11 protein-coding genes are annotated in these 8,823 nt (G+C 60.3%); 2 read left to right on the top strand and 9 right to left on the bottom strand.

Going from position 1 to position 8,823, the window contains the following annotated elements; translation table 11 throughout:
- Positions 1-153: 153 nt before the first annotated feature.
- Entirely contained in the window at positions 154-882 is a 729-nt protein-coding gene (locus CN311_RS00360; RefSeq protein ID WP_097571463.1) for a Crp/Fnr family transcriptional regulator, read from the bottom strand.
- A gap of 155 nt (positions 883-1,037) precedes the next feature.
- On the opposite strand from CN311_RS00360, the gene hemN reads away from it, so the two are divergent.
- Positions 1,038-2,387 carry an oxygen-independent coproporphyrinogen III oxidase gene (gene hemN, locus CN311_RS00365; protein WP_097571464.1) on the top strand — a complete coding sequence of 450 codons (1,350 nt, stop codon included), beginning with the start codon at positions 1,038-1,040 and terminating at the stop codon, positions 2,385-2,387.
- Positions 2,388-2,398: 11 nt separating this feature from the next.
- On the opposite strand, the gene CN311_RS00370 is transcribed toward hemN, so the two are convergent.
- The 5 genes from CN311_RS00370 to CN311_RS00390 form a co-directional block, all read right to left on the bottom strand.
- On the bottom strand, positions 2,399-2,830 hold the full coding sequence (locus CN311_RS00370) for a potassium channel family protein (RefSeq protein ID WP_097571453.1): 432 nt from the start codon (positions 2,828-2,830) through the stop codon (positions 2,399-2,401).
- A gap of 99 nt (positions 2,831-2,929) precedes the next feature.
- Entirely contained in the window at positions 2,930-3,379 is a 450-nt protein-coding gene (locus tag CN311_RS00375; protein WP_097571465.1) for a group III truncated hemoglobin, read from the bottom strand.
- A 21-nt stretch (positions 3,380-3,400) separates the two neighbouring features.
- On the bottom strand, positions 3,401-4,273 hold the full coding sequence (locus CN311_RS00380; protein ID WP_097571454.1) for an SUMF1/EgtB/PvdO family nonheme iron enzyme: 873 nt from the start codon (positions 4,271-4,273) through the stop codon (positions 3,401-3,403).
- A 73-nt stretch (positions 4,274-4,346) separates the two neighbouring features.
- The gene (gene nirK, locus CN311_RS00385) at positions 4,347-5,450 is read right to left on the bottom strand and encodes a copper-containing nitrite reductase (protein WP_097571466.1); all 1,104 of its coding nucleotides are present in this window, start codon (positions 5,448-5,450) and stop codon (positions 4,347-4,349) included.
- Positions 5,451-5,763: 313 nt separating this feature from the next.
- Positions 5,764-6,210 carry a pseudoazurin gene (locus CN311_RS00390; protein ID WP_097571455.1) on the bottom strand — a complete coding sequence of 149 codons (447 nt, stop codon included), beginning with the start codon at positions 6,208-6,210 and terminating at the stop codon, positions 5,764-5,766.
- Positions 6,211-6,361: 151 nt separating this feature from the next.
- Between CN311_RS00390 and CN311_RS00395 the strand changes: the two genes are divergently transcribed.
- On the top strand, positions 6,362-7,066 hold the full coding sequence (locus CN311_RS00395) for a Crp/Fnr family transcriptional regulator (RefSeq protein WP_097571456.1): 705 nt from the start codon (positions 6,362-6,364) through the stop codon (positions 7,064-7,066).
- Here CN311_RS00395 and CN311_RS00400 read toward each other — a convergent pair.
- From CN311_RS00400 to adh, 3 genes are all read right to left on the bottom strand, one after another.
- The gene (locus tag CN311_RS00400) at positions 7,063-7,278 is read right to left on the bottom strand and encodes a DUF1858 domain-containing protein (RefSeq protein ID WP_097571457.1); all 216 of its coding nucleotides are present in this window, start codon (positions 7,276-7,278) and stop codon (positions 7,063-7,065) included. The two genes, CN311_RS00395 and CN311_RS00400, sit on opposite strands and share 4 nt — an antisense overlap.
- Before the next feature lie 96 nt (positions 7,279-7,374).
- Positions 7,375-7,713 (bottom strand): DUF779 domain-containing protein, encoded by a 339-nt coding sequence (locus CN311_RS00405; RefSeq protein ID WP_097571458.1) that lies wholly within the window; start codon positions 7,711-7,713, stop codon positions 7,375-7,377.
- 67 nt (positions 7,714-7,780) lie between these two features.
- A partial coding sequence (adh, locus tag CN311_RS00410) for an aldehyde dehydrogenase (protein WP_097571459.1) occupies positions 7,781-8,823 on the bottom strand: 1,043 nt, incomplete at its 5' end.

Below are 8,823 nucleotides of genomic sequence, written 5' to 3' on the forward strand. Positions count from 1 at the left end.
AAAGCGCGTCGCATGAGGCCGGTCGAACGCGACGCGCTTTTAGAGCATGATGCCGAAAAGTGTGAAGCGGTTTTCGGATGACATCATGCTCTATCTCTTTGATTTAGAGCCGGATTCAGATTTCAGGTCGACTTGACCTGAAATCATCCGGCCCTAGGCCCCGGAGCGTTGCTCCAACCGTGCAAGGCTGTCCACTGTCACATGGCGGTTGTTGTCGATACGAATCACACCCTCGGTTCGCAGCCTGGTCAGCTGGCGGCTCACCGTCTCGATTGTCAGGCCGAGGAAATCCGCGATATCGGCGCGTGTCAGCGGCAGGTCGAAGGTCGCCGACCTGGCGGCCGGGTCGGCCGTGGGATCGATGTTCCTGGCGATCATCAGGAGGAAGCTCGCCACCTTCTCCGACGCGGTCTTGCGCCCCAGCGTCACCATCCATTCGCGCGCCTCGTCGAGTTCGTTCAGTGTCTGCCTGAGCAGGCGGTGCTCGAGCTCCGGCGATTCCTTCATCATTCGTTCGATGGCTGTCTTCGGGAATGAGCACAGGGAGACGTTCGTCGCCGCCTCCGCGTTGATCGCACTTTCCGCCTTGAACGGCCTTCCCAGGAAGTCTGGTGCAAACTGAAGACCGACAATCTGCTGGCGGCCGTCCGAAAGGCTTTTTGTCAGCTTCACCACGCCTGAGAGCACGTTCGAATAGCTGTCGACGGTCTCGGCGTCGCCAATCAGTTCGACCCCCGGCTCGATCTTGTGCCTCGACGAGGTCTTGGCGAGCCCGACAAGCTGGTCGGAATCGAGCGCGCCGCAGACGCCGCGGTGCCGCGCTTCGCAAGATTGGCAAAGCACGGGAATGCCGGCACTGTGAACGTCCTGGCGCACTGTCATCATGATTGTCCGAAGGATTCCACGTGCGGGGAAGATAGCATCGGCCTCAGGAAAAGCCTTGCGGCAGTTTGTCCTTGGGGGCTTTGACCGAAATCAAGGCATCGGCACGCCGCTGCGGCCAGATTTACCCCGCAAAAAGGAGATGGAAGGGCGACATGCAACAGGAATTGGCTGCCAGGCTGAGCGAGAATGTGCCGCGCTATACCAGTTACCCGACAGCGCCGCATTTCCACGCGGGCGTCGACGCTGCCGTCCAGCGAGGCTGGTTGGAAGCGATTGAAGGCGGTGAGGAGATTTCGCTTTACCTGCACATCCCCTACTGCGATCGGCTCTGCTGGTTTTGTGCGTGTCATACCAAGCAGACCCGACACTACGAGCCGGTGGCTGCCTATCTCCGCTCGCTGCATGCGGAGATCGCAACCGTCGGCGCCCTCGTCGGCGGCAGAGGCCATGTCCGCGCCGTCCATTTCGGCGGCGGTTCGCCCACCATGCTGAAGCCCGAGGACATGGTAACACTCGGAGCCGTCTTGCGCGGTAGCTTCGATTTTCTTCCGAACGCCGGCGTCAGCGTCGAGATCGATCCGAACGACATGGACGAGGCACGCCTCGACGCACTCGCCGAGATCGGCATGACGCGGGCGAGCCTCGGCGTGCAGGACTTCGATCCGAAGGTGCAGAAGGCGATCAACCGCGAGCAAAGCTTCCTGCAGACAAAGGCTGTCGTCGACGGGGTTCGTTCGCGCGGCGTTGCGTCCGTCAACCTGGACCTGCTCTATGGCTTGCCGCACCAGACCAGGGAGGGCATTTCCTCCACCGTCTCGCAAGCCTTGACCTTGGAGCCGGACAGGATGGCGCTGTTCGGCTACGCCCATGTCCCCTGGTTCAAGAAGCATCAGACGATGATCGATGAGGCGTGGCTGCCGGACTCGATGGAACGCTTCGCTCAGGCGCAAATTGCCGCCAGCCTTATGCTGAAGGCCGGATATCAAGCCGTGGGCTTCGATCATTTCGCCAGATCCGATGATGCGCTGGCCATTGCTGCACGCACCGGAACCTTGCACCGGAACTTCCAGGGCTACACCGAGGATCGCTGTGAGACATTGATCGGCCTCGGCCCGTCATCGATCAGCCAATTTCGCCAGGGCTATGCACAGAACATGCCGGCGACCGCCGAATACGGACGCATGGTGGAGCAGGGAGGCCTGGCTGTCGTGCGCGGCATCGAGTTGTCCGATGACGACCGTGTTCGCGGCTGGATCATCGAGCGGCTGATGTGCGATTTCGCCTTCTCGGCGATCGATCTGATCGAACGCTTCGGCGAAATCGGCCAGAAGCTTCTGCTCCAGGCGAGTTCCATTGCGCTTCGGGATCCGGCTCGGTTGCTGGAACTCGATGGCGACAGTTTCAAGGTGCCAGTGGAAAATCGTCCCTTTGTCCGCAGTATAGCGGCCAGGTTCGACAAATATTTCGAGACCGGCAAAGCCCGGCATTCGGTGGCGGTCTGAGCGCCGGCCGGTCAGAAATGCTCGCCGGTCTTGAATGGGCCGATTCGGGTGCCAGCCGCGATCAGGTACGCGGTCGACCAGCCAATGAGCAGAAACCCGTTGACGCCCTCCAGGGCCGCAAGAACGCGCCAGTCATGGGCTGGCACGACGTCGCCATAGCCAACGGTCGAGAAGGTGATGGTGGAGAAGTAGAGCGCGGTCTCGAAGTCGGGCAGGACTCCAAGCAGGCGATACACCCCGGCCCATAGCCAGACTTCCGCCGTCATGACGGCAAAAAGACCCATCACCACGCTGATCATTGCGACAACCCGGCTTCGCCGACCATGCATGCGGAATCGCGCCACCAGATGCCCCATCGCCTGGGTGACCGCGATGAGGCCAAAGGTGTGAATTAGGACCGTCAAGCTTATGACGATCGTGCCAAGGAAGAGGTTGAGAACCATGGAAGGAAACTAGAATCTCCAAGGAAGTTTTCCTTGCGCAGAATCAAACTTCGCGGGCCTGTCGAGCTCGACGCGATCCGCGAGTTTTCGCCGATGTCCCTATTGACCACCGACCGTCGCGGCGGGAGCGAGGCGAAAGAACATCGCCAATTTCAGGCTTGTCGCGATGCGCTCGGCTCTGTCGATAAACACCGCCGCTGTTTCCGGGGCGAAGAGTTCGGCGGTCGTCTGGCAGAACAGGGCCAGCCAGACATCGAAATCGGCCTCGGTGACATCCTTAAGCCTGAGATGCGCCGGCACCGGGCGTCCGTGGTAGTCGCCGCTCTTCAGGATGACGGAACACCAGAAGTCCGTCATTTTCTCGAGATGCGGCTCCCAATCACCGATGATTTCGCGCGCGAAGATCGGCCCCAGACGCTCATCGTTCCTGACTTTTGCGTAGAATTCGCGGACCAGTTTTCCGATCGATGTTCGATCGACGGCGGCGTGATCCAGAGGCTGTCCCGCGACCGGGCGCGCCCGATCGGCCAAAGTTGATTTCAATGTCATCATGCACTCTTGTCTGTGCTGTCAGGAGAAGCCCAGGCGCCGAAGGGCAACCTGCATGAGACTGGACTGGTCGCGGACAAGCCGGAAACCCAGATTGTCGGGCGGCGTGCCGACGGCGCAACCGCCGCTCTTGCCGTCGCGGATGAAGTTCGACATGTAGGTGCGGTGGAATCCCTCAACGACATGCACGCCGCAATTGTCGATCGAACTCGCGATCCCCACGCCGTCGCTGGCCATTGTTGCATGGATATAGCACGTCGAGGTCCATTCCCAGATGTTACCCGCAACATCCGCCAGTCCTTTTGAGTTGATACCAAAAGCGCCTTGTAGCCTTGGTTCAGGATCTGGCTTGCGACCAAGGGCGGCTTCGTTGCGATACCGGGCGAGCCATCGCCGGGCCGGGTTCTTCGGGTCACTTTCACCACTCTCCATGTCGCCCCGGAATCGTTCACCGGCGGCGTAGGCCCACTCGACGTCCGTCGGCAGCCGCCATGCCTCACCTGTGCGGCTTGACAGCCAGGTCGCATAGGCTTCGGCATCCATGTGGCTCACGCCGGTAACCGGAACGTTGCCACTGTTGCGAGCGTCGATGGGCTTGCAGGCGCCGTCCGCCACGCACCGACCGTATTCGGAAACGCTTACCTGGTATTTCATGATCTCCAGAGGCGCATGGATGGTTTCTTGCACAACAGGCGCTGCGACAGGATGGTTCTCCTTGAGGAATTCCCCAGCCTTTGGATGATCGAATGAACCAGGCCTGAGGATCACAAGTTCGCTCACGGCTATCGGTTGGGAGAACTCCAAAGAACTGTCGTCGACCGCATGGGTTATGCCCAAGCCGATCAATGCGGCGGCCGCAATTGTTCCGGATGTGAAGATAGGATCTAGGGACATGGGCACCAAGTCCGTCCGTGAGTGCAACCCTTTGGCTCGGCCGCAGGGTTGCACCGAGGATCGGATCTCCCGATTATGAGGCGATCGCCTTGGGCGCTTCAACCTGCATCATCAGGTCGTCGTCCCAGTTTCCCTCGACCGTGAAGTGGGCGGTCGCGCCGAGTTCGACTGCCTCGATCAGATTGTGGTTGACATAGGCGTAGATGCCCGGCTGCAGGAATGTGTAGAGCGCCGCGCCGGCCGATCCGCCGCGGATGAACCAGGTTTCGAGATCCTTGGCCGGGGGATTGGCGAACTTGCCCTGTTCCCAGACAAAATCGCCATGACCGCCGATCAGGTGCGGACGCGTGTCGCGGTTGGCCTGGGAGTGAACGATCAGAATGGTTTCGCCGACCTTCGCTTTCATGGCGTTGTCGCCGGTCAGCGAACCTGCCCTGCCGTTGAACACCACATGCGTCGGGATCAGCCCGCGCATCACTTTGAGGGTATCATCGTAATTGTCGCCGGCCGTTTCATATTTCTTGAATTGCCCCTGATCGTCGCGGGGAATGTAGAAGTCGTTCTCGCCGATGTAATAGATATGGTCATAACGAACGGGCTTGCCCGTGTCGTCCTTGAGACCGTCGCGCGGCAGCACCATGATCGCCCCACTCATGCCCGACACGACATGCCAGGGGATCATCGCGCCGCCGGGCGCGCAGTGATAGACGAACGTTCCGCTTCTGGTCGCCTTGAAGCGCAGCGTGACCTGCTCGCCCGGATTGACCAGTGTCAATTCGCCGCCGCCAAGCGCGCCCGTGGCGGCATGGAAATCGATGTTGTGGGCGAGCGTATTGGTCTCGGGATTGATCAGCGTGAGCTCGACATAGTCTCCTTCATGCACGACCATCAGAGGACCGGGAACCGAGCCATTGTAAGTCATTGCATTGATCTGTGTGCCGTCGGCATCGATGACCATAGGCTTCTCCTCAATCGTCATGGTGAATTCGACGACCTTTGGACCGCCCTTGGCGACCTGATCATGAGCATGGACGAACGGCGGCGGGACCAGGGTTACCTTTTCACGACGCAATCCGGCGACGTCCTTGGTGCTCGCCACGGCGGGCATTGCACCAACGGTGGCAACCGCGGCTGCGGTAAGAACAGTTCCCAACAAAGCTTCGCGTCTCGTAAGCATTTCCATCTCCTTGGTTTCAGCCATTCGATGTCTTCAGAATAAATCCTGGTTTCGGCCAAGTCTTTGCGCTAACGCAAATCCAGTACCTTTGCCGTGGCTTCTTTTTGGAGACAGTATGCACTGACGCGGACGCGAACCGGATGGGAAGCCGCGGCTGTGGGGGGGGCGACCACCAGCCTCTTCTTAAGAGGGGAGGGATCGGCTCTGCGGCACGAAATCCAGAATGAAACAGGCCGGACCGGACCGCCCCTCCGGTCCGTCCGGCCTCTGCCTCCGGAAGATCGCAAACCGGAGGGCATCCAGGAAAAATGGGTCAGTTGGAAGCAGTCTTGGTCGCTTCGGCGAACAGTTCGGCGAAGACGGGTTTGGCTTTTCCGATCTGCTTTACGGCTTGCGCAGCTTCCAGGTTGACTGGCTTGCCGACGACGATCAGCGCCACCATGCCCATGCCGTAGTGCGGGGCGCACTTCACGCCATAGACACCCTCCTGGCCAAGGGTCACGGTTACTTCCTCATTGGTCTTTCCCTTGAAAGCCTCGGCGCCGTCCGGGATCATCCCCTTGATGCTTTCGGCATTGTGCGACTTGTCGGTCGGAACGAACTTGATCGTGTCCCCAGGCGCGGCCTGAACAAAGGCAGGCTGGAAGACCATCGAGCCTTTCTCCCCCTTGTTCAGCATCTGCACGATATGTTCTTCGGCATTTGCCGCACCGGCGATGGAAAGCAGGACGATGGCCGCGGCGATCAGTGGCAGTTTCATTTGTAAATCCTTTCTTGAGTTCGTCACGGCATCAACCGTTGCGCTCTTTTACTGGGCCCGGAGACTTGATGATTTGCGCTGGCGCAAACTGGCGAGCAAAAACAGCCCTAGTGCTGTATTGTGACCGCAATCAAATTCGGGAGGAACAGCGTTGGGTAGCCTCGATCGGTCGCTGATTGCAGGGCTTTCCGTCTTTGAAGGCCTGGCCGCCACGGATCTTGACCGCATCGTCGGCCAGGCCAGGTCGCTGAGGATCGCCAAGGACCAGCCGGTGTTCGAGCAGGAGCAGGAAGCACATTCCTTCTTCCTGCTGCTGGACGGACATGTGCGCGTCGTCAAATCGACGCCTGACGGTCACGAGGTGACGGTGCGATACATTAGTCCAGGCGAGTTGATGGGCATCGCCCACGCGCTTGGCCGCACCACCTATCCGGCAAATGCGATAGCTGCCGTCGATTGTGTGGCGCTTGCCTGGCCAAGCCATCTTTGGCCAACGCTCGCAGCGAATTTCCCAAGTTTCAGTGCCAACACATACAAGACCGTGGGCAGCAGGCTGCAGGATGCCCATACGCGCGTCATCGAGATGTCCACCGAACAGGTGGATCAGCGTGTCGCCCATGCGCTGCTCAAGCTGGTCAAGCAGACGGGCAAGAAGACGGAGGAAGGCATCCTGATCGACTTCCCGATTTCACGCCAGGATATTGCCGAGATGACAGGAACGACGCTGCATACGGTGAGCCGGCTGCTCTCGGCGTGGGAAGACCAGGGATTGGTCAAGAGTGGGCGCCAGAAGGTGACCGTGGTCGAGCCTCACCGGCTCCTTCTGATCGCGGAAGGCCGCGCGGAGAAAAGCTAATCGGACGCGGTGCTTGCGATTGCGGCCTGCAAATCGCTGCTAAGTTGTTCTTCGTTGAGATCGTGTTCGCGTGCGGCGTCAGAAACCGTATGGAACGAGGCAATCGGGCAGCCGACGCAAAGCAGGCCGCGCTGGAGCACGACCCGGATGGCCGCCGGCGACCGGCTCATGATTTCGTCCATCGTCGCATCGTCGCTGAATTTGTGTTTCATGCTGCTTGTCCGCGCTTTGGAAGCGGACATCTTGCATCCGCTTGGCGGGATGCTCGTTGCGCTGAGACAAAGAGCAAGCAGCCTGACGCTCGCTCGCTACCCCTGAACGGCGCAGATCGTCGACCGTGTCAGGAACCGCTTCTCCCGCCCGTTGTCCAGCGAGAACATGCCGCCGCGGCCAGGCACCACGTCGATAATGAGATCGGTATGCTTCCAGGCTTCGAATTGCGAAGCACCGATGTAGAAGGGAGCGTCGCCGATGTGGCCGAGCAGCACATCCCGGTCGCCGACAATGAAGCCGGCGCGCGGATAGCACATGGGCGAGGAGCCGTCGCAGCAACCGCCGGATTGATGGAACAGCACCGGACCGTGCTCGGCAACGATCTCCGCGATCAGTTCAAGCGCTGCCGGTGTTGCCGTGACCTTAGCATGCATGGCGTTTTCGATTTCCAGGCTTGGGCGCGGCCGCTCGCGGAGCCGCGCCTGTGAGCCAAAGAGGCGATCAGAAGAAACCGAGCTTCTTCGGGCTATAGCTGACCAGCATGTTCTTGGTCTGCTGGTAGTGATCGAGCATCATCTTGTGCGTCTCGCGGCCGATGCCGGACTGCTTGTAGCCGCCGAAGGCCGCATGCGCGGGATAGGCGTGGTAGCAATTGGTCCAGACACGGCCGGCCTGGATCGCACGGCCGAAGCGATAGGCACGGTTGCCGTCTCGCGTCCACACACCGGCGCCCAGACCGTAGAGCGTATCGTTGGCGATGCTGAGCGCTTCGTCATCGTCCTTGAAGGTGGTGACCGAAACCACCGGCCCGAAAATCTCCTCCTGGAAGATGCGCATCTTGTTGTGGCCCTTGAATACGGTTGGCTTGACGTAATAGCCGCCCGCCAGGTCGCCGGGCAGGACGTTGCGGGCGCCGCCGGTCAGCACTTCCGCCCCCTCCTGGCGGCCGATGTCGATGTAGGACAGGATCTTTTCCAATTGCTCGGACGAGGCCTGCGCACCGATCATCGTCGCCGGATCGAGCGGATCGCCCTGCACGATCGCTTCGACGCGCTTGAGGGCACGTTCCATGAACCTGTCGTAGATCGATTCATGGATGAGTGCGCGGCTCGGGCAGGTGCAGACCTCGCCTTGGTTCAGCGCGAACATGACGAAGCCTTCGATCGCCTTGTCGAAGAAATCGTCGTCCTCGGCCACGACATCCCTAAAGAAGATATTGGGCGACTTCCCACCCAGCTCCAGTGTGACCGGGATCAGGTTCTGGCTGGCATATTGCATGATCAGCCGGCCCGTCGTGGTCTCGCCGGTAAAGGCGATCTTGGCGATGCGCGGCGACGATGCGAGCGGCTTGCCGGCCTCGAGGCCGAAGCCGTTGACGATGTTGAGCACGCCAGGCGGCAAGAGATCGCCGATAAGATCGGCCCAGAGCAAGATGGCGGCAGGGGTCTGCTCGGCAGGCTTCAGTATCACGCAGTTTCCGGCGGCAAGCGCGGGCGCAAGTTTCCAGCAGGCCATCAGCAGCGGAAAGTTCCAGGGGATGATCT

Origin of the sequence: Mesorhizobium sanjuanii (assembly GCF_002529485.1) — a bacterium.
In the GTDB taxonomy this organism is placed as follows: Bacteria; Pseudomonadota; Alphaproteobacteria; order Rhizobiales; family Rhizobiaceae; genus Mesorhizobium; species Mesorhizobium sanjuanii.